Source organism: Metabacillus niabensis, assembly GCF_020524345.1.
Classification (GTDB): domain Bacteria; phylum Bacillota; class Bacilli; order Bacillales; family Bacillaceae; genus Metabacillus; species Metabacillus niabensis_B.
In genome coordinates, this window is record NZ_JAIVLH010000031.1 from 1 (window position 1) to 18,595 (window position 18,595).

The 18,595-nt window shown below is 33.8% G+C and carries 23 protein-coding genes; 16 read left to right on the forward strand and 7 right to left on the reverse strand.

The window, feature by feature from the left end:
* Positions 1-160: 160 nt before the first annotated feature.
* The 4 genes from LC095_RS24050 to metA form a co-directional block, all read right to left on the reverse strand.
* A complete protein-coding gene (locus LC095_RS24050) occupies positions 161-313 on the reverse strand; it encodes a hypothetical protein (RefSeq protein WP_226530508.1) in 153 nt (50 codons plus the stop codon).
* Positions 314-472: 159 nt separating this feature from the next.
* On the reverse strand, positions 473-1,465 hold the full coding sequence (locus LC095_RS24055) for a metal-dependent hydrolase (RefSeq protein WP_226530509.1): 993 nt from the start codon (positions 1,463-1,465) through the stop codon (positions 473-475).
* 113 nt (positions 1,466-1,578) lie between these two features.
* Positions 1,579-2,736, reverse strand: a complete 1,158-nt coding sequence (locus LC095_RS24060; protein WP_226530510.1) for a diglucosyl diacylglycerol synthase — start codon at positions 2,734-2,736, stop codon at positions 1,579-1,581.
* A 199-nt stretch (positions 2,737-2,935) separates the two neighbouring features.
* Positions 2,936-3,844 (reverse strand): homoserine O-acetyltransferase MetA, encoded by a 909-nt coding sequence (gene metA / locus LC095_RS24065; RefSeq protein WP_226530511.1) that lies wholly within the window; start codon positions 3,842-3,844, stop codon positions 2,936-2,938.
* 255 nt (positions 3,845-4,099) lie between these two features.
* On the opposite strand from metA, the gene LC095_RS24070 reads away from it, so the two are divergent.
* Positions 4,100-4,606, forward strand: coding sequence for a hypothetical protein (locus LC095_RS24070; RefSeq protein WP_226530512.1), 507 nt, complete (start codon positions 4,100-4,102; stop codon positions 4,604-4,606).
* Between the two features lie 115 nt (positions 4,607-4,721).
* Here LC095_RS24070 and LC095_RS24075 read toward each other — a convergent pair whose 3' ends face one another.
* Positions 4,722-4,961, reverse strand: coding sequence for a hypothetical protein (locus tag LC095_RS24075; protein WP_226530513.1), 240 nt, complete (start codon positions 4,959-4,961; stop codon positions 4,722-4,724).
* A gap of 105 nt (positions 4,962-5,066) precedes the next feature.
* Here LC095_RS24075 and LC095_RS24080 point away from each other — a divergent pair, with 105 nt between their 5' ends.
* The 9 genes from LC095_RS24080 (at position 5,067) to LC095_RS24120 (ending at position 11,928) form a co-directional block, all read left to right on the forward strand.
* The gene (locus LC095_RS24080; protein WP_226530514.1) at positions 5,067-5,690 is read left to right on the forward strand and encodes an HD domain-containing protein; all 624 of its coding nucleotides are present in this window, start codon (positions 5,067-5,069) and stop codon (positions 5,688-5,690) included.
* Between the two features lie 147 nt (positions 5,691-5,837).
* Positions 5,838-6,962 carry a conserved virulence factor C family protein gene (locus tag LC095_RS24085; RefSeq protein WP_226530515.1) on the forward strand — a complete coding sequence of 375 codons (1,125 nt, stop codon included), beginning with the start codon at positions 5,838-5,840 and terminating at the stop codon, positions 6,960-6,962.
* Positions 6,963-7,182: 220 nt separating this feature from the next.
* Entirely contained in the window at positions 7,183-7,617 is a 435-nt protein-coding gene (locus LC095_RS24090) for a BrxA/BrxB family bacilliredoxin (protein WP_226530516.1), read from the forward strand.
* Positions 7,618-7,665: 48 nt separating this feature from the next.
* The gene (locus LC095_RS24095; RefSeq protein ID WP_226530517.1) at positions 7,666-8,442 is read left to right on the forward strand and encodes a class I SAM-dependent methyltransferase; all 777 of its coding nucleotides are present in this window, start codon (positions 7,666-7,668) and stop codon (positions 8,440-8,442) included.
* A gap of 33 nt (positions 8,443-8,475) precedes the next feature.
* Complete coding sequence (locus LC095_RS24100) at positions 8,476-8,607, forward strand: YuzL family protein (protein WP_216774124.1); 132 nt, start codon at positions 8,476-8,478, stop codon at positions 8,605-8,607.
* Between the two features lie 385 nt (positions 8,608-8,992).
* Positions 8,993-9,598 (forward strand): YpjP family protein, encoded by a 606-nt coding sequence (locus LC095_RS24105; protein ID WP_226530518.1) that lies wholly within the window; start codon positions 8,993-8,995, stop codon positions 9,596-9,598.
* Positions 9,599-9,863: 265 nt separating this feature from the next.
* A complete protein-coding gene (locus tag LC095_RS24110; RefSeq protein ID WP_226530519.1) occupies positions 9,864-10,604 on the forward strand; it encodes an anthrax toxin lethal factor-related metalloendopeptidase in 741 nt (246 codons plus the stop codon).
* Positions 10,605-10,648: 44 nt separating this feature from the next.
* Positions 10,649-11,443: a thymidylate synthase gene (locus LC095_RS24115; RefSeq protein WP_226530520.1), complete on the forward strand. Its 795-nt coding sequence runs from the start codon at positions 10,649-10,651 to the stop codon at positions 11,441-11,443.
* The gene (locus tag LC095_RS24120) at positions 11,440-11,928 is read left to right on the forward strand and encodes a dihydrofolate reductase (RefSeq protein WP_226530521.1); all 489 of its coding nucleotides are present in this window, start codon (positions 11,440-11,442) and stop codon (positions 11,926-11,928) included. Before LC095_RS24115 ends, LC095_RS24120 begins: the two co-directional genes overlap by 4 nt.
* Before the next feature lie 60 nt (positions 11,929-11,988).
* Here LC095_RS24120 and trhA read toward each other — a convergent pair whose 3' ends face one another.
* Together trhA and LC095_RS24130 are read right to left on the reverse strand one after the other, a co-directional pair.
* Positions 11,989-12,630, reverse strand: a complete 642-nt coding sequence (gene trhA / locus LC095_RS24125; RefSeq protein ID WP_226530522.1) for a PAQR family membrane homeostasis protein TrhA — start codon at positions 12,628-12,630, stop codon at positions 11,989-11,991.
* A gap of 116 nt (positions 12,631-12,746) precedes the next feature.
* Entirely contained in the window at positions 12,747-12,974 is a 228-nt protein-coding gene (locus tag LC095_RS24130; RefSeq protein WP_226530523.1) for a hypothetical protein, read from the reverse strand.
* A gap of 152 nt (positions 12,975-13,126) precedes the next feature.
* Between LC095_RS24130 and ilvA the strand changes: the two genes are divergently transcribed.
* The 6 genes from ilvA (at position 13,127) to LC095_RS24160 (ending at position 18,594) form a co-directional block, all read left to right on the forward strand.
* Positions 13,127-14,395, forward strand: coding sequence for a threonine ammonia-lyase IlvA (gene ilvA / locus LC095_RS24135; RefSeq protein WP_226530524.1), 1,269 nt, complete (start codon positions 13,127-13,129; stop codon positions 14,393-14,395).
* Between the two features lie 104 nt (positions 14,396-14,499).
* Positions 14,500-14,751, forward strand: a complete 252-nt coding sequence (locus LC095_RS24140; RefSeq protein ID WP_226530525.1) for a DUF2535 family protein — start codon at positions 14,500-14,502, stop codon at positions 14,749-14,751.
* A 112-nt stretch (positions 14,752-14,863) separates the two neighbouring features.
* Positions 14,864-15,706, forward strand: a complete 843-nt coding sequence (locus tag LC095_RS24145) for a DegV family protein (protein WP_226530526.1) — start codon at positions 14,864-14,866, stop codon at positions 15,704-15,706.
* Between the two features lie 178 nt (positions 15,707-15,884).
* Positions 15,885-16,883 (forward strand): nucleoside hydrolase, encoded by a 999-nt coding sequence (locus tag LC095_RS24150; RefSeq protein WP_226530527.1) that lies wholly within the window; start codon positions 15,885-15,887, stop codon positions 16,881-16,883.
* A gap of 99 nt (positions 16,884-16,982) precedes the next feature.
* On the forward strand, positions 16,983-17,564 hold the full coding sequence (locus LC095_RS24155) for an SCO family protein (protein WP_226530528.1): 582 nt from the start codon (positions 16,983-16,985) through the stop codon (positions 17,562-17,564).
* 223 nt (positions 17,565-17,787) lie between these two features.
* Entirely contained in the window at positions 17,788-18,594 is an 807-nt protein-coding gene (locus LC095_RS24160; RefSeq protein WP_226530529.1) for an SGNH/GDSL hydrolase family protein, read from the forward strand.
* The last annotated feature ends 1 nt before the right edge of the window (position 18,595 follow it).

Below are 18,595 nucleotides of genomic sequence, written 5' to 3' on the forward strand. Positions count from 1 at the left end.
TTAGATCATTATCTAAAAGTACACACTGTAATATAAATTGAACCGCCGTATACGGAACCGTACGTACGGTGGTGTGAGAGGGGCGAAAATAATTAAAATTATTTTTCCCTCTACTCGATCGTCTAAATAAAGTTCATATACGCTCAAGTCAATGTTTATGTTATTCTTCTCTTGTTTTGTCTCTTTGGTCTTTGTTACGTTTGTTTCCTTTACTATTATCACCTGCAACATGTTCCTCTGCTAGCTCCATTTGATGTGCACTGTTTCTAGGTGAATTTTGGTTACTACTACCTTTATTCATTTTTTTAGTCATTATGGGCCCTCCTTAACAATGAAACCTTTTAATTACTTATATAGTTTTTTTCCGAGGGGATAAAACTATGCATGTCATTTAAAGTTTATATAAAATAAAAAGCCCTATCTACAGAAAGAGTAATTGAGCATATTCTTTCGTGAATTGGGCTTACCTTCATTACTTTAGTTCTGTGTTTCTGTCAGGTGTTGGTATCATTTTCTTATGTGTGTACTTTGATTGTTGGATCCAGCCTGTATAGGAAGTAACAATTTGCAGATGTTTATCTAAGAGTACTAATGCCATGTAAGGATAGTGGTGATTTTGTCTAAATCTAAGATCGAACCATCGAACTTCAAATCCATTTTGTCGCTCGACATACAGTGCATGAGTATGCTTGGAGTTAGCCAGGAAGTGTTTTACATTACAATCTTTTAGTGAAGACTGAATATATGGACAGGAAGTATCATGTTTCATAAAAGAATGATCCCAGATAACTTCTCTTTTATTTACATGGCCTGTTCTAAAGTAGTCATCTGTCTCAATTACAAAATCCCATTTCTTAATAGATAAAGTAGGAATGACCGTATAATTTGCGATTGGATGATATTTTGCCAACATTGTTTTTATACGGAGACAAATAAGGTAACGATAGATAAGGTAAAAAGAAAGGATAACATAACAAATGAAAAAAATGATCCCTGGTGGGTATTGGTATAACCAAAATATAAAGCCTATTAGGTGGACAAGAATAATAAATAAATCGAACAATGGAATAAAATTTAAAGATAGCCATTTCTTTGTAAATGGCCGTCCTGCTTGAGTCCCGTAAGCATTAAAAATGTCAAACAGTACGTGTAAAATAACAGCAATAGAGGTCCAATACAGTAATGGTATAAAAGATTGGTCGAATAGGACAAATATGATGCAAGAGATCAATATTGGCCAAATAATCATAGCAGGAAGAGAATGGGACAATCCTCTATGGTGTTCAGTATACATTCCATTTCCTTTAAGGATTTTTATTGCATAATCAAAATCTGGTGCATTTGAACCGATGACTGTCCCAATCATAACAGCAGTAGCTAACTCCGGATTTGTTGCTACATTTGGATCTAAATAGGCGAGACCTGCTAATCCAAATCCCATTGTAATATGAGTACTTGTATCCATTTAGTGCCCCCAAGATAATAGATAAACCCATCCATCCGGTATTGCTATTTTTCTCTATTAAATTTGTAAACATGTGCTGGGCTGCATGCTATTCATTATCAATTCTAGACTTATTAATAATTTACAGAGCCAACCATTACTTGCTTATCCTTAATATAAGCTGACTCTTTTATCATATCTTGTACAATCATGTCAGCAGAATGAGGCACATTTAATTTTTTTATATTGTGCTTCATGTTTAGAAGTTTTTGGTCGTTCATTAAAAGATTATGGACTTCTTCACATATGTCATCAATTTGATTAATAATAAGTGCTGATTCATTATTTTCAAAAAAATGTGCATTTTCCTTCTCTTGACCAGGAACTGGCTTAAAAAGGACAATAGGTACACCAATTGCTGTAGCTTCTGTCAATGTAATGCCGCCGGGTTTTGTAATCATACATGAAGCGATTCGATAAAGCTCATCCACACGTTCTACATAGCTTAACACCTTAAATTGTTGAGGATAATTTTTACCTAATGAATCGAGTGATTCCTTTAGAGGATGGTTATTTCCACATACGACAACAATTTGTAATTGTTTATTTTTTGATAAGAAGGCTTGACATAATTCTTTTACATTCTTCAAAACTCCATGTGCACCAGCCATAATAAGTAAAGTTTTCTTTGAAGGATCTAAGCCGTATTTATGATAAATAGGGTTTAAATCCATTTCTAATTCAAATTGTTTTCTAATAGGAATTCCAGTTACTTTTATACGATTTGGATGAATTCCTAATTGTAATAATTTTTCTTTAACATGATTCGTTGCGACATAGTATTTGTCGATATTTTCATGGACCCATATTCTGTGTAAACAAAAGTCTGTTAATACATTAAAAGTTGGGATAACAGTTCCTGTTTTTCTTCTGTATTCAGGTACAACTATCATAGGAAATGTATTAATGATCATATCAGGTTGTTCTGAAGTTACAATTTGATGTAATCGTTTATGTCCCATAATAAAATATAAATTCATTAATCTTTTATTATACATTTTATCGACTCCATAATAAAACAGACGGTAAAATTGTTTTCCAATAGAGAAACTTTTTAAGTATAAATATTGAGTAATTTCAGAGAAAACCGGGAATGATTCAGAATAAAGATTACAGACAATAACTTTACTAAATCCCAGCTCCTTACACTTTTCTTCTAATGTTTTGGCAACTTGAACGTGACCATTTCCGTATTTTGCAGTTAAAATTAATACCTTTGAATTTGGCTTCAACATCTTCACCTCAATCTAGTCAAAAACAGTTCAATATACATGAAAACAGTTCATATTCAAAGTATATGAAAATATGAACTGAATTTGTCTTTTAGGTTACCATATAAATGTTACTTTTTCATAAAGCATTTATTAAGTATTTCTTAAGATGTTAAGTTGTTGTAAACAATCGAAACCTAAATGAGAATACTTTATTAATTCAGTCCCAATTATAAGGAGTTTCCTGGTATACATAATAATTAAGCCAATTAACAAAAAGAAGATTTGCATGAGATCTCCAACATTGAATAGGTTTATTTTTAGGATCGTTGTTTCGAAAATAATTTTCAGGAATTTCAATTTCCAGACCTTTTGCTAAGTCACGTTCATATTCATCTTGTAGGGATGTTAATTCATACTCAGGATGTCCCGTTAAAAAAATGTGTTTTTCATCCTTGGACATAACCAGGCAGACACCGGCTTTTTCTGAATATGACAAGATCTGTAACTCAGGTATCTGTTCAATTTCTTCTTTTAATACATCAGTATGTCTAGAGTGGGGAACATAGTACAAATCGTCGAATCCTCTTAACAGTTTTACAGTCGGATCCACAACTTCATGTTCAAAAATACCAAAGCATTTTTTTTCCAGTTTATATTTATTTACGCCATAGTGGTGGTAAAGTCCTGCTTGTGCACCCCAACAAATATGTAGAGTTGAAGTAACATTTGTTTTCGACCAATCCATAATTGTTTGCATTTCTGGCCAATATAAAACTTCCTCATACTCCAGGTGTTCGATAGGTGCACCTGTTATGATCATGCCGTCATATCGTTTATGTTGGATATGACGAAAGGTTGTATAAAATTCCTTAAGATGTTCAATCGCTGTTGTCTTTGATGTATGTGTTTCAGGTCGCAAAAAGGTAATATTTAGTTGCAATGGTGAATTTCCTAATAAACGCAATAACTGTGTTTCTGTCTTTTCTTTTTCTGGCATAATGTTCAGAATAATAATATTTAAAGGACGAATATCCTGAGAGTAAGCACGTTTTTCATCCATAATAAAAATATTTTCTTTTTCGAGAATTTCTTTTGCTGGTAAATGACTAGGAATATTAATTGGCATTTTAACTACACCCCCGTTACAAAATTAAGCTTTTAGACATTATAAAAATAAAATAGCCTACAGCACTGATTCTTTATTATAGAAAGTTTAGAAAAATAATTCAATTTATATATTTCAATAAATAACCATTTTCCTATTAAAAAAATTAAATTTACAGTATATGTTTGGTTCTGACTTATTAAATAAGTGAAACATATGGTAAAGTAAATCTTATACATAGTGTGCTATAAACTTTTACGATCATTGGGAGGAAGAATGTTCGATCCAACAGTTTTCGATAATTTAAAGGTTGTAATAGAAGGATATATTTATGATATGGATATTGACCACCAAATTTCTGTGACAGATCGCAGTGACATTATTGATCTAGCAAAGATGTCCAGACAATATTCCATTTCTTATAAAGGGTTAAAAAATAAAAGAAAAACAGCTAAATTCCTCATAGAAATGCCACATCATGAACTATCAAGTGAGCTACTTCAAACAACAAGAAAACATGGCTGCAAGGTAACTCTTGTTTTCATGGAATCACAAGATTCTAAGGAATACGATGAAATATTATATAGGAAATTAAAAAAAATATGGGGAGAATATCATCCTGTTTCTTTGTTCATTACAAAGGAACTTACAATGACATCCTTCTACTATCATCACAAATATAAAGTGGAATTTCAAACAATGTTTGGTGAGGATGATTTAGAGGCATTACTACAAATAGTTGATCATTCGATCGTTTTACTTGGTTTAACTTCGAAAAAATGAAATAAGCTTTTTCATTATTCTAAGTTACACAAATTGCAATAATCAAAAAAATGAAGTGGTAAATATAAGATTTTTTGGTTCTCACTTGACTCAAAAACCTTATTAGCGGAATAAACTATAGAACTAATATATATTGTATTTGGTTTCCCGGTAGAGAGGTAACATGGGAAATGGCATATCCAATACTTATAAGCTGTGACAAAGTTTCTGCACAGTTTTGTCTTGGTGGTTCCATCGGGGCGTGAAAACTTTTAAACAACTGATGAACTGTATTATTTTCATAACAGTGTAATAAAATCACATGTCGTCCTGTCCATGCCTGACCAATGATTGTGCGAGGGTTTCTTCTTATCATCTGATTGGCTCCTTTAAACTTGATAAAATATTATATGAAGGGCAGCTAGTCAGATGTTCTTTACTTTAAATATCACTCAATTACCGATGGAAGGCAACGATAAATATGAATCCAGAAGACATAATCGAAAACATAAAAAAGTATGTATACAAACAATTCGAACATGAGGAAAGTGGCCATGATAAATGGCATATCGAGAGAGTGAGAAAACTGGCTGTATCAATAGCTGAAAATGAACAAGCAAATGTATTTATTGTTGAATTGTCGGCCATTCTCCATGATTTAATAGATGAAAAGGTAAAAGAAACGATTAAGCTAGATATCCTTGAAGTTGATAAATTATTAAAAATGCACCTAGTTCATAAGGATGACCGAGATAAAATTTTAAAGATAATTGAATCAATAAGTTTCAGGAAGAATATCAGTCAGAATGAGTTGAGTATAGAGGGTAAAATTGTTCAGGATGCGGATCGTCTAGATGCAATCGGAGCAATCGGTATTGCCAGGACATTTTCTTTTGCAGGTTCACGTGGGCATATTATATATGATCCGGAAAAGAAAAATAACCAACATGCTATTCAGCATTTTTATGATAAATTACTTAAGCTAAAAGACTTAATGAACACGGAAACAGCAAAACATTTAGCAGAGGAAAGGCATTTATTTTTAGAGCATTATTTACAACAGTTTGATTTAGAGTGGAGTACTACAGAAAAGGAAAAGGAATAAATTATTGCAATGATAGCTATTTTTTCTTTTTACCTATTGAACAGATTATTTAGTTATTAACGAAAATCAAGTGAAATCCAATGAATAGCATGTCTAAACAAGGCTATGTTACAATACCATTACGAAATAAATAAAGGAGTGCCCAGAATGAAGATAAAATCTATTGAACCTACTCCAAGTCCTAATACGATGAAGGTTCTTTTATCAGAGGAACTCCCTTCTGGAAAGAGCAATAATTACAAAAAAAATTCAGCGGTTGATGCACCTCAAATAATTAAAGATATTCTTGCTATTGAAGGGATAAAAGGAGTTTATCATGTTGCAGATTTTCTTGCTGTGGAAAGAAATGCAAAATACGATTGGAAAGATTTGCTAGCTCAGGTTCGTCAAGCGTTTGGAGAAGATGTCTTGGAAGGATCTTCAGTTGAGGGAATGAACGAAGAAGCGTTTGGTGAAGTGAAAGTATTTATCCAAATGTTTAATCACATTCCGATGCAAGTGAAATTAACAGATGGACTGACTGAACAACGATTTGGCTTACCGGACCGTTTTAGAGATGCCGTTTTTACAGCTCAACAATCAAATGAAAATGTTGTATTAGATCGTCAGTGGAAAGAACATGGAGTACGTTATGGTAATCTCGAAGATATTGGAAAAGAGGTTGTTGATGAGATAAATGCTGCATATTCTGATGAACGCCTTAATAACTTACTTATGGCTTTATCGGAAAATAAAGAAGCGGCAAAAATACAACCACGTAAATCATATAAAGTAACAATTGAGATGTTAGATCATGATGATTGGACTGAACGCTTCGCGCATTTAGATCAAATGAATCCTACTGAGGAGGATATTCCTGTATTGGAAAAATCATTAAATGATGAGAAGGCTTCAATAAGAAGACTTGCTACAGTTTATTTAGGGATGATTGAGAAGCCAGCTGTTTTACCTTTGCTTTATAGAGCACTTAAGGATAAATCTGTTACGGTGAGACGAACAGCAGGTGATTGTTTATCAGACATTGGTGATCCTGCAGCCATGGAAGAAATGATGGTGGCATTAAAAGATAAAAATAAATTAGTAAGATGGCGGGCAGCCATGTTTCTTTATGAAGTTGGAGACGAAAAAGCCCTATCTGCATTAAAAGAGGCTGAAAATGATCCTGAGTTTGAGGTTAGTATGCAAATCAAAATGGCGATAGAACGTATTGAAGGTGGAGAAGAAGCGAAAGGTTCTGTTTGGAAACAAATGACAGAAAGTCGAAAAGCGTAATACTTAGCGTTGACAACCAACCATTATAAGTGTGGTTGGTTGTTTTTAACATGTAATTGTTTATAATCTTTTATTTATAAATAAGAAAAGATAAAATTTTGTACTAAGATTTGGTGTCTAGCTCAAGCTGATTGGTGGTGCCTTGCGCTTTTCTTATTTGCATTGAGAAATAGGCTATAGTATTCTAAAAATACATGTGAAGTACTTGGAGGGATTAATGATGTCAATGGCATACGAAGAATATATGAGACAAATGGTCAAACCTATGAGAGCAGAATTAACAAATGCCGGGTTTGAGGAATTGACAAGTGAAGAAGATGTTGAGCAATTCATGAAAGACGAGCATGGCACAGTTCTTGTTGTGGTTAATTCTGTTTGTGGATGTGCCGCAGGTTTAGCGAGACCTGCAGCAACTCAAGCCGTTCTTAACGCAGATAAAAAACCTTCTAGAATGGTTACAGTTTTCGCTGGACAGGATAAAGAGGCAACAGCAAAGATGAGGGATTATTTTGAAGGATATGAACCTTCTTCACCATCAATGGCACTATTGAAAGAAGGAAAGGTTGTCCACTTTATTCCACGTCATGAAATCGAAGGGAATTCGATTGAGGCTATTATGCAAAACTTGGAACGTTCATTTGAAAAGTACTGTTAAAAGGATGCTCATGCATCCTTTTATTATGACTTAAATTAGGAGAAAAATATGATTGTTACAACATCAGGAAGACCTAATGAAAAGCTGAAACAATACGCTATACAAATTGCTGATGTACTAGGTGCCACTTATCAAAAACGAAACAAAAGGTCAGTAGCAGATATACAAAAAAGAGCTGTGGATCACGTTATTGTAGTGGGGAAAAACAGGATGGAATTACATTTTTTTAATGGGGAAAGCCCATTGTTTTTTCATCCTAACTCAGCAATGTTCAGGATAAAAAGACTGATAAAAGGTGAGGGAGATCCTTTTTGTGATGCTTGCGATTTGCGGCGAGGAGACAAGATATTAGACTGCACGTTAGGTCTTGCTTCTGATAGTATAGTGGGTAGTTATGTAGTGGGAACCCATGGACTGGTAATAGGGGTTGAAGGCAGCAGGTTTCTATCTTATCTTGTACATAAAGGTCTTAATCAATGGGAAACAGGCATACCGGTTATCGATGAGGCGATGAGACGAATTGTTGTTCGTAATATTGACCATCTTTCATATCTCAAAAGCTGTGATGATGATTCGTTTGATGTCGTATATTTCGACCCAATGTTTGAAGAATCGATAGATGGCTCTGTTGGAATTGAACCTTTAAAAAAAATAGCTACCTATTCGCCGCTGCAAGCTGAAACCATCGAAGAGGCAAAGCGTGTAGCCAAAAAGAGAGTTGTCTTAAAAGATCATTACAAAAGCTCCAGGTTTAAGCAGTTTCAATTTGAGGTGAATGTACGTAAATCAGCAAAATTCCATTACGGTGTAATAGAAATATCTTAATAGCGAATGATAAGACCATGGAGGTGTATTCATTTGGCAAAGAGAAAAGTTGACCCATCAAGAGCAGGACTCAGCTCTCCAAACGTGGAGGGGCAAGGTACAACCACAAATGAAACAAATGGTTATCAGGTAGACTCTGCTCGAAAGAAAACAAAAAGAACGTAATTAGAAAAGGGTGCTTGCATGAAAACAAGCACCCTTTTCTTTATGAGGTAAGAAAGTATAAAGTTTTCTACTTAGTGTGAGTGTCCAGCTTCAGTGCTTTTCTTATGTATTAATCTGTAATTTCAGCGTAAATGAAATATGCAAGTGTAATAAACGAAATGATTACAAATAAAGTATCATAACCCATGTCTAGTTCCTCCTATTCAATATACTTACTATTTACCTGTATACACAATTTTAAACGTTTTCTTATCATATTAAAAGATATAGGTGTAAGATTTTTCAATACAAATTATTTATAAAATTTGTCATGAAATTGATATATAATAACGTCCAGCTCTATGTTAAAATATTCATATAATCTTAATGTCGGAGGAACACTGCTATGAACAAATGGTTACGCAAATCTCTTGTTATCCTATTTTCAATCGCTACATTTGGCCTTGTTACGCCACCGGCTTCATTAGCAGCAGTTCAGGAAAAACCAACGGAAGATACAGTTTCAAATTCAACCGTGTCAAGAGAAGATACGCATCGAGCAGCTGAAGCTAATATCAATATCGAAGAAGAGAAAACGCTTTCTAACGAGGAAGTTTTGTCTAATATTCTATTAGAAGCAGAGCAAAAGTCGTTTGTTAAATTTGGCGATAAAATTGGCCATGTTATTGAGGATGAATTTAAACAAGTCATTTTTCCGAAAATGGAAGAAGTGATTACATATTATTTAAATGTTGAAGATGATGAGCTTTTTCAACATATAGAAATTTCTAAACCTTCCGGTGGAACAGGCGAGAAGATTTTTCACATTTATCATTCTCAAACGGGAGAAGATTTACTGCGGTTTCATGTTCGTAGAGAAAATCGACCTTTAGAAGGTTACTGGTTTAACTTCCATTACCATACATATCATGATTCTTTTCAGTCTCATAAAGATTTAGGAAGTATTTATTGGAATAAAAATACTCCTCCAAATTGGATGAGCTTTCATTAATCCCACCAAAAAAGAGTATGCTTATATGCATGCTCTTTTTTGTACGTATAGCTAAACAATGGGATCATACTTCACCATCTATGCTTGCCGTTTGGTATCATCTAAGTTTTATAGTAGGAATCTAGTAGAATCCCATAGAATGTGTTAATATTTTAATATAGTGATTTTGTATAAATCCAACACTCCTACTATATGACAAACCTCAAACAAATAAATATAATTTTCACCCACATACGTAGTTAGAACAAAAGAAAGGATGCACGTCATGAAAAAGGCTGGGATCGTTCTTTTCATCATCCTTATTTGTATTCCTTTCTATCATCTTGCCAGAGCTTTTCCAGAAGGTAGACCTCTATCCACCTATCAATTTGAGACCGCAGATTTTAACCTCTCCAAATCTGTTGTGAACGAATTGATTTTATTACCATCTTCTGATTTTTCAGAAAAAGAGGCCATCAAGATGATATATAACATTCAAAAGGTAGATGAAAACATTCTATTGTTAGCAGTAGAGGAAAGTATCCAGGTTCAATTATTTACTGGCCCTTTAACAAATCAAAATGGATTAAATGATTTGAAAAATATCAAACCTAGAGGTTATGGGGAAACAGATCCAAATTGGGACTCAGTTCCAGGTATGAGTGACAATCGCGTTGTTTACGCAAAAATAGGCCATAGTGAATTTGGTAAAGGGCATGGTTCAATCAATTTAGAACTTCATGAATTTGCACATGCAATTGATCGGTATGTCTTTCATTATGTTCGATTTGATCCTGTATTTATAAATATTTGGAAACAAGAGGTAGATCAGCTTTTTCCACTAAAGAATTATTTTCTTCAATTTCCAGAGGAGTATTTTGCAGAAACCTTTGCCATGTACTACTTTGATGATAAAAACAAAAAGGCTCTTTATGAAAAGGCGCCATTAACTTTTAAATATATTCAATCATTAGAGGAAAAGGCCGTTTTCCAACAGAACAATTTGTATGTGAATTCACAGTATTAAATGGTAAAATACATGAAGGAAAATAAATAAGGGAAGTGTCTTTTATGAAGCAGTATCTAGATTTATGTAAGCATGTCTTGGAAAATGGTGTTAAAAAAGAAGACCGTACAGGTACAGGAACAATTAGTACATTTGGATATCAAATGAGATTTAATCTCCAAGAAGGATTTCCGCTAATCACGACAAAAAAACTTCATACAAAATCCATCATTCATGAGTTATTATGGTTTTTAAAAGGAGATACAAATGTAAAATATTTACAGGATCATGGCGTTAGAATTTGGAATGAATGGGCGGATGAAAAAGGTGAGCTAGGTCCTGTTTATGGTCATCAATGGAGAGCTTGGCCTGCAAGGGACGGCTCCACAATTGACCAAATTACAAATGTAGTTGAACAAATTAAGAACAATCCCGATTCAAGAAGGTTAATTGTTTCTGCTTGGAATGTTGCAGATGTAGATAACATGGCATTACCTCCATGTCATTGCTTTTTTCAGTTTTATGTTGCCGAGGGTAAACTCTCATGTCAACTATACCAACGATCTGCGGATGTCTTTCTAGGAGTCCCTTTTAACATTGCTTCCTATGCATTGTTAGTTTATATGATGGCAAAAGTAACTAATTTAGAGGTAGGGGAGTTTGTTCATACATTTGGTGATGTTCACATTTATTCAAATCATATTGATCAGGTAAAGGAACAATTACAAAGAGAACCAAGACAATTGCCTACATTAAAAATTAATCGTGACGTAACATCGATTTTTGGTTTTTCTTTTGAAGATTTTGCAATTGAAGATTATGACCCGCACCCTCATATAAAAGGAGTTGTTAGTGTTTGATTTCTTTAATTGTTGCGATGGATAAATATCGCCTTATTGGCAGAGATAATCAATTACCTTGGCATCTTCCGCAAGACTTGGCATACTTTAAAAAAGTAACCATGAATCACAAAATTATTATGGGTAGAAAAACGTTCGAGTCGATTGGAAGACCGCTACCTGGACGTGAGAATATTATTGTAACGAGAGATTCAACATATTCACAGGAAGGTTGTACCATTCTGCATTCAATTGACGAAATTCTAGAGCTATCTTCCCGTTCAGATGAAGAATTGTTTGTAATCGGTGGAGCAGAAATTTTTAAAGAAATACTGCCGGTAAGTGATCGATTATATATTACCGAGATTGACGATGAGTTTGAGGGAGATACTTATTTTCCTGATAGAAAAGAAACGGAATGGAAGAAAATTTCAGTTGAAAAGGGAACGAAGGATGCGAAAAACCCTTATGACTTTGAATTTGTAGTTTATGAAAAAATTGACTAGGAATGTTTTTGGGAATAGAAAAAGCAGGACAAGCCAGATTGCTGACATTGTCCTGCTTTTTTATGGTAAAAGATATAGTAAAACAGAAAAAAAGTGTAGAACAGTTCCTATCAGTACAAATAGATGCCAAACTGCGTGATGGTATTTAAACCCCCGCCACACATAAAATACAGCTCCAACTGTATAAAATACTCCTCCAATTACAAGAAGAATTACACCGTTTATCGGTACGTTTGAGACAATGTGATTCCAAGCAAAAACAATTAACCATCCCATTATGACGTACATAATGGTTGAAAAGAAAAGAAATTTCTTTACAAAAAATGATTTAAATATTGTCCCCCCAATTGCAAGTCCCCAAACAATTCCAAACAATGTCCAACCAATCCAACCTTTCACTGCAATGAAAAGGAATGGAGTGTATGTGCCTGCAATAAAAAAGTAAATTGCCGAGTGATCTAATATTTCAAAGAAATCTTTTGCTTTACCAGCCGGGAAGCTGTGAACAAGCGTAGATGCTGTATACAATAGAACCATTGTGGCTCCAAATAAAGTAAAGCTGACGATATGCCAAGGTGTACCATGGAGTGATGAAAAAACAACTAAGACGATTAGACCGGCAATGCTCAGTAAGCCGCCAATACCATGTGTTATCGAATTTGCAATTTCTTCCCCTTTTGAAAAGGTATGTGTGTTTGCCATTTCCTTCTCCTTTCAGCTTGAAAATCCCTTTGCTTTATCAGGTAATTTATCAATTATACCACTTTATCCTTTAAATTACATCACACTTAAATATGTTATAATGAAATAAAGGTATGTTAATCTTGTACGATTTGCTGAAGAGACAATAGAATTTCATTAAACAAGGCTTTGTCTTCAAAATCTTGTTCAGTCCAATTTTCATATATCCAAAAAAGCATTTCTCTTGGGCTGTTAAAAACTTCTCCACTTGTGTCTGCTTCACGAATCATATACCGTCCATTGTCTGGATCTGCAACCACTAAACACGGAATCGCACCTTCTATATTTTTAATTTCATACTCCATTATTTTAGCACCTCTATAGCTTTCATAGTGTAAAGTTTAATTAACAGAACGAGTTGTTCTTAAAATAATGTTAAAATTTATAATATATCCTTTAAATTTTGAATATTCATGATATAATTTCAAATTAACAAGCAGTTGAAAGGACCGTGAAAATGAAACAAGCTATCAATGATTTGCAAAACGTATATGTAGAAGATATTTTAAAAGCACATCATCTGCTAAAAGATGTTGTAACACATACACCATTACAAAAAAATGAACAACTTTCTGAAAAATACCAATGTAACGTATACTTAAAGCGTGAAGATTTTCAAGTGGTTCGATCTTTTAAAATTCGTGGTGCTTTTAATAAGATTAAACAATTAAATCCTGAAGCCATTGTAAATGGCATTGTTTGTGCCAGTGCTGGTAATCATGCTCAAGGTGTGGCCTATTCGTGCAGACAATTAAAGATTCACGGGAAAATTTTTATGCCTTCCACAACTCCTAGACAAAAGGTGTCACAGGTTGAATTATTTGGAAAAGAGTTTGTTGAGATTATTTTAACCGGAGATACGTTTGATGATGCATATCAAAAAGCTGTTGAATGCAGTGAAGCAGAAAAACGTACATTTATTCATCCATTTGATGATACAGATGTTATAGCTGGTCAAGGGACTGTTGCAGTTGAAGTTTTAAACGATGCCGACTTTGAAATTGATTATGTTGTAGCAAGTGTTGGTGGTGGCGGCCTTATTTCCGGAATAGGCACATATTTTCATGCAATATCTCCATCAACAAAAATTATTGGAGTTGAACCTGAAGGAGCACCTGCTCTGTATCAATCTAGAGTTGAAAACAAAGTAGTTTCTCTCGATAAAATAGATAAATTTGTTGATGGTGCAGCAGTAAAGAAAGTTGGAAACAAAACATTTTTAATTTGTAATGATGTAGTGGAAGAAGTGCTATTGGTTCCTGAAGGTAAAGTTTGTACAACTATTTTAGATTTATATAATGAGAATGCCATTGTTGCAGAACCTGCAGGTGCTTTATCTATATCTGCGCTTGATTTTCTGCGAGACCAAATTAAAGGGAAGAATGTTGTTTGCGTAGTTAGTGGTGGAAATAATGACATTGGAAGAATGCAAGAGATCAAGGAACGATCAATGATGTATGAAGGATTACAGCATTACTTTATTGTTAATTTCCCACAACGTGCGGGTGCACTTAGAGAATTTCTAGATGAAGTTTTAGGGCAAAACGATGATATCAATCGTTTTGAATATACAAAGAAAAACAATAAAGATAAAGGACCTGCATTAGTTGGAATTGAACTAAAACAAAAAGAAGATTATGAGCCGCTTCTTCAAAGAATGAAGAAAAAGGGTTTTTACTATAAAGAAGTGAATAAAGACAGCAATCTTTTCCACTTGCTCATTTAATTTTTTAACACTTTAAAAAAACTTGCTATTAGACAAATTTAGACAGACTTCCAATTTGTATTAGGTTATAATATAGGAAACGGGTAAAAAAGAGGATTGATAACTTGTTATTCAAAAGCCTAGAGTTCAAGTTAATGAGTGGACAGAAGGTAAAGATTACTGATATTCCAGTATTGGAGGAAGATAACAAATACTGTTTCATGCTTCAAATCCGTTTACAAAAACTTATAACATTAATTCATGCACAGAGAAATCCAAAGACTGTTTATTCTTTTAAAGATTACTTGAAAAAACTGCTAAAATGGCCAGATTATGAGGCGATATTTGGCACAAGTGTTTTAAAAAACAATGCTTAGAAGGAAGGGAGCCAACCAATAATTGGCTCCCTTCCTTATTACTTTCTAATAACCATTGATTGTCCAACAATTGATTGTATAATGGAGATAGTATTTTTAGGGATGTGATGGTTTGACCAAAGTTAAGATTGTAACTGACTCTACTGTTGATTTGGATAAGGATTTACTAGATGAATATGAAATCACAGTTGTACCATTATCAATAACAATAGACTCTATAAATTATCTTGATGGAGTTGATGTGACTCCAGAAGTGTTTATTGAAATGATGAGTCAATCTAAGGAGCTGCCCAAAAGCTCTCAGCCGCCTGTTGGGGAATTTTTGAAAGTATATGATGAACTTGGTAAGGATGGAAGTGCAATCATTTCTATTCATATGTCAATGGGGTTAAGTGGAACTGTACAATCAGCTGAAACGGCGGCCCAAATGTCATCAGCAGATGTGACTGTATTGGATTCTAGGTTTATTTCAAAAGCACTAGGTTTTCAAGTGATTGAATCTGCAAAAATGGCTAAAACTGGCTCCTTAAAAGAGGAAATTCTTAAAAGAATAGATGAAATACGCCAAAACACGTGGCTTTATATTAGTGTTGATACACTTGATAACCTTGTGAAAGGTGGTCGAATTGGCAGAGGTAAAGCACTTATTGGCTCTCTGCTCAACATTAAACCTATTGCCAAGTTACAAGAAGGGGTTTACACCCCTGTAGGAAAAGTAAGAAGTCATTCACAAGCAGTAAAATTTTTAGCAAAGCAATTTGCAGAGGATATTAAAGGTAAAACAGTAAAAGCAGTGGGTATTGCTCATGCAGATGCATTTGATTTTGCGAATAACTTAAAAAATGCTGTAATTGATATTTATCCCAACATTACCGTAGATATATCTTTTACAACTCCTATTATCTCTACGCATACAGGCAAAGGGGCAATTGGATTTATGTATTATACTGAATAAAATAAAACTGCGATTTTACTTGATCATTTTGTAAGTCAAATGATGAAAGTAGAGTTGCTTTTTATTGTTTTTAAGATATATATCTATAGACACTTTAATAAAGGGATAGGCACATGATTGAGATATTAACCATAAAATAACCATAAGATAGAAGAAAAGGTTATCAAACCTTTTATAGATGGTATTACATAAGGTCAGAATATCGAAGGTGGTGCGTACAATCGGTAATAAAGTGTTGTTTATCGGAGATTTTGGAATTGATGATATTGTAGCCTTATTATATGCCTTTTATAGTAAAGATATAGAAATTGTTGGAGTTGTTGTTGATTATGGGAATATATCAAAAGACAATGCAACAAGAACGGCCACATATTTAAGTGAATTAATGGGTTTAACAAATATTCCAATAATCGGTGGTGCTGTTAGACCACTAACAGGTGAAGATCCGATTTATTTTCCGGAAATTCATGGAGAATATGGTTTAGGTCCCATCACTCCTGACTTATCTGAACCAATTCCTGAATTTGAAAATTTTCATGAAATAGTTACTGTTATCGAATCTTTTCCGAATGAAATCATGATTGTAAATGTCGGGAGGCTAACCTCTCTAGCAACGGCAGTTGTCCTCTATCCAAATCTTCTTTCAAAAGTTAAAGAGCTTTTTATTATGGGAGGAGCATTTCTGTTTCCTGGTAATGCAACACCTATTGCGGAAGCAAACTTTTATAGTGATCATTATGCTGCAAATTTAGTTTTAAGTAAGGCACAAAAAGCTAAGATTTTTCCGTTAAATGTAACAAGCTATGCAATTATTCCAGACAATTATTTAGATGAATTAAATAAGCATTTTACAAGGAAGGGTGATCGGGCGGGTATGTTGTTAAAGCCTATAATCGATTACTATACGAAATGGTATAAACAAAGAGACCCTTCCATTTCCGGAGGACCTATGCATGATTTGTTAACTATATGGGCTGTAGTAAATAGCCATAACCTTGAGTTCATAGAAAGGCCAGTAAAAGTCAGCACAGAAAGTGATGATGCAAGAGGTCAGAGTATTGGTGACTTTAGACCTTTTAAGGAGCTTGCTGATTATCCGACACATTTCATAGCAACTAAATTTGATCGAGCATATTTTCTAGAGGATATATATTATACATTTAAAAATGAAAAATAAAAATATGAAGACATAAAATCTTCACACAAATTACCTTTTACTTTTCAGACAACTTTGATAAAATTCATTTTGTTGAAGTAAAAGAAGGGTGAAGATATTATGTTGAAATATAAGAAAGTTTTAGTACTTGGTATTTTCTTATTGGTACTAACTGCGTGTGGAAACCAATCTCCCATTAAAGATCCTTTAAACTATGAAGTACAATCATTTAGTTACACGAATCAGAATAATGACCCTCTGTCATTGGATGATCTAAAGGGGACAGTTTGGGTAGCAAACTTTATTTTTACAAATTGTGAGACAGTATGTCCTCCGATGACAGCGCATATGAGTGAATTGCAGCAGAAGATGAAAAGTGAAGGTGTAAACGCCAGAATTATTTCGTTTAGTGTAGATCCTGAACATGATACTCCCGAAAAAATTAATGAGTTTACGGCACCTTATTCCATATCATTTGAAAATTGGGATTTCTTAACGGGCTATTCACAAAAGGAAATTGAAGAGTTTGCAAGAGAAAGTTTCAAAACAATTGTTCAAAAACCTAAAAATAGTGATCAAGTCCTTCATGGAACTTCCTTTTATGTAGTTGACCAAAATGGTGTGGTTATGAAGGACTATAATGGTGTGGAGAACCCGCCATATGATCAAATGATTAAAGATATTAAGGCGCTAACTAAGTAATTGAATAGAAGTGATGGTCAGATACAAAAACACTCCATTATAGCACGTTATTTAATAATGTAAGCTGTATATTGTGTTTGTGAAATCTGACTTTTTTATTTAGTAGATCTTTTTAGGTTAATGATTATGTAAAGAGTATCATTCCATTATGAAAGTTCAGTCTAAAAACCATTATATTATTCATGATATAATAGGTTTTTAGACTAGATGACAGGGTGATTTCATGTTAAGAAAGGTAATTACCATTAGTATAGTAAGCTTGATTCTTACAGGATGTGTGTCTGAATCAATGTCAACACTTGAAACCAAACCAGTTTCTCTTACACAAAAAGAGGAACCTTCAGAAGAGTTTATTCCTAAGTCAGTAAAGCTTGTTGCCCTAGGAGATTCCTTAACAAAGGGAGTAGGGGATGAGTCCAATCAAGGTGGTTATGTAGGAAGAATAACAGAAATGTTAGAGGAAGAAAAAGAAATCAAAGAGGTGCATGTTGATAACTTTGGGATAAGAGGGCATAAAACGACAAACCTTCAAAAAAGACTAAAAGAAGAGAATGTTATTCAAGCTTTGAACCAAGCAGATATTATTGTTATAACGATTGGCGGAAATGATATGATGAATGTAGTTCGTCAGAATATTTTTTCTTTAGACTTTGAGCCTTTTCGAAAAGAACAACTAAACTTTGAAAGAAGATTAGAGGATATCTTTGCAACGATTCGTGCTCACAATTCAAATGCTCCTATCATATTTGTAGGACTTTATAATCCTTTTAAATTCATGTTGCCAAATTTACCTGAGATTGATCAAATTATTGAGGAATGGAATAGTGTATCTAAACAGATGATTACAAGAGATGAAAATAGTGTGTTTGTACCTGTAGATGATATTTTCTCATCGCAAAGCGATCAAAAGTTGCTTTATAAAGATGAGTTTCATCCGAATGAGAGTGGGTATACTTTAATGGCAGACCGTATTTATCAAGCCATGACAGCTGAGGATATTACAAAGAAGTTTGTTGGTAGAAATGAGTGAT

Coding starts and splice junctions, on each gene's coding strand:
- LC095_RS24050 (WP_226530508.1), bottom strand. CDS start 313: ATGACTAAAAAAATGAATAAAGGTAGTAGTAACCAAAATTCACCTAGA.
- LC095_RS24055 (WP_226530509.1), bottom strand. CDS start 1,465: ATGGATACAAGTACTCATATTACAATGGGATTTGGATTAGCAGGTCTC.
- metA (WP_226530511.1), bottom strand. CDS start 3,844: ATGCCAATTAATATTCCTAGTCATTTACCAGCAAAAGAAATTCTCGAA.
- LC095_RS24070 (WP_226530512.1), top strand. CDS start 4,100: ATGTTCGATCCAACAGTTTTCGATAATTTAAAGGTTGTAATAGAAGGA.
- LC095_RS24075 (WP_226530513.1), bottom strand. CDS start 4,961: ATGATAAGAAGAAACCCTCGCACAATCATTGGTCAGGCATGGACAGGA.
- LC095_RS24080 (WP_226530514.1), top strand. CDS start 5,067: ATGAATCCAGAAGACATAATCGAAAACATAAAAAAGTATGTATACAAA.
- LC095_RS24085 (WP_226530515.1), top strand. CDS start 5,838: ATGAAGATAAAATCTATTGAACCTACTCCAAGTCCTAATACGATGAAG.
- LC095_RS24090 (WP_226530516.1), top strand. CDS start 7,183: ATGTCAATGGCATACGAAGAATATATGAGACAAATGGTCAAACCTATG.
- LC095_RS24095 (WP_226530517.1), top strand. CDS start 7,666: ATGATTGTTACAACATCAGGAAGACCTAATGAAAAGCTGAAACAATAC.
- LC095_RS24105 (WP_226530518.1), top strand. CDS start 8,993: ATGAACAAATGGTTACGCAAATCTCTTGTTATCCTATTTTCAATCGCT.
- LC095_RS24110 (WP_226530519.1), top strand. CDS start 9,864: ATGAAAAAGGCTGGGATCGTTCTTTTCATCATCCTTATTTGTATTCCT.
- LC095_RS24115 (WP_226530520.1), top strand. CDS start 10,649: ATGAAGCAGTATCTAGATTTATGTAAGCATGTCTTGGAAAATGGTGTT.
- trhA (WP_226530522.1), bottom strand. CDS start 12,630: ATGGCAAACACACATACCTTTTCAAAAGGGGAAGAAATTGCAAATTCG.
- LC095_RS24130 (WP_226530523.1), bottom strand. CDS start 12,974: ATGGAGTATGAAATTAAAAATATAGAAGGTGCGATTCCGTGTTTAGTG.
- ilvA (WP_226530524.1), top strand. CDS start 13,127: ATGAAACAAGCTATCAATGATTTGCAAAACGTATATGTAGAAGATATT.
- LC095_RS24150 (WP_226530527.1), top strand. CDS start 15,885: ATGGTATTACATAAGGTCAGAATATCGAAGGTGGTGCGTACAATCGGT.
- LC095_RS24155 (WP_226530528.1), top strand. CDS start 16,983: ATGTTGAAATATAAGAAAGTTTTAGTACTTGGTATTTTCTTATTGGTA.
- LC095_RS24160 (WP_226530529.1), top strand. CDS start 17,788: ATGTTAAGAAAGGTAATTACCATTAGTATAGTAAGCTTGATTCTTACA.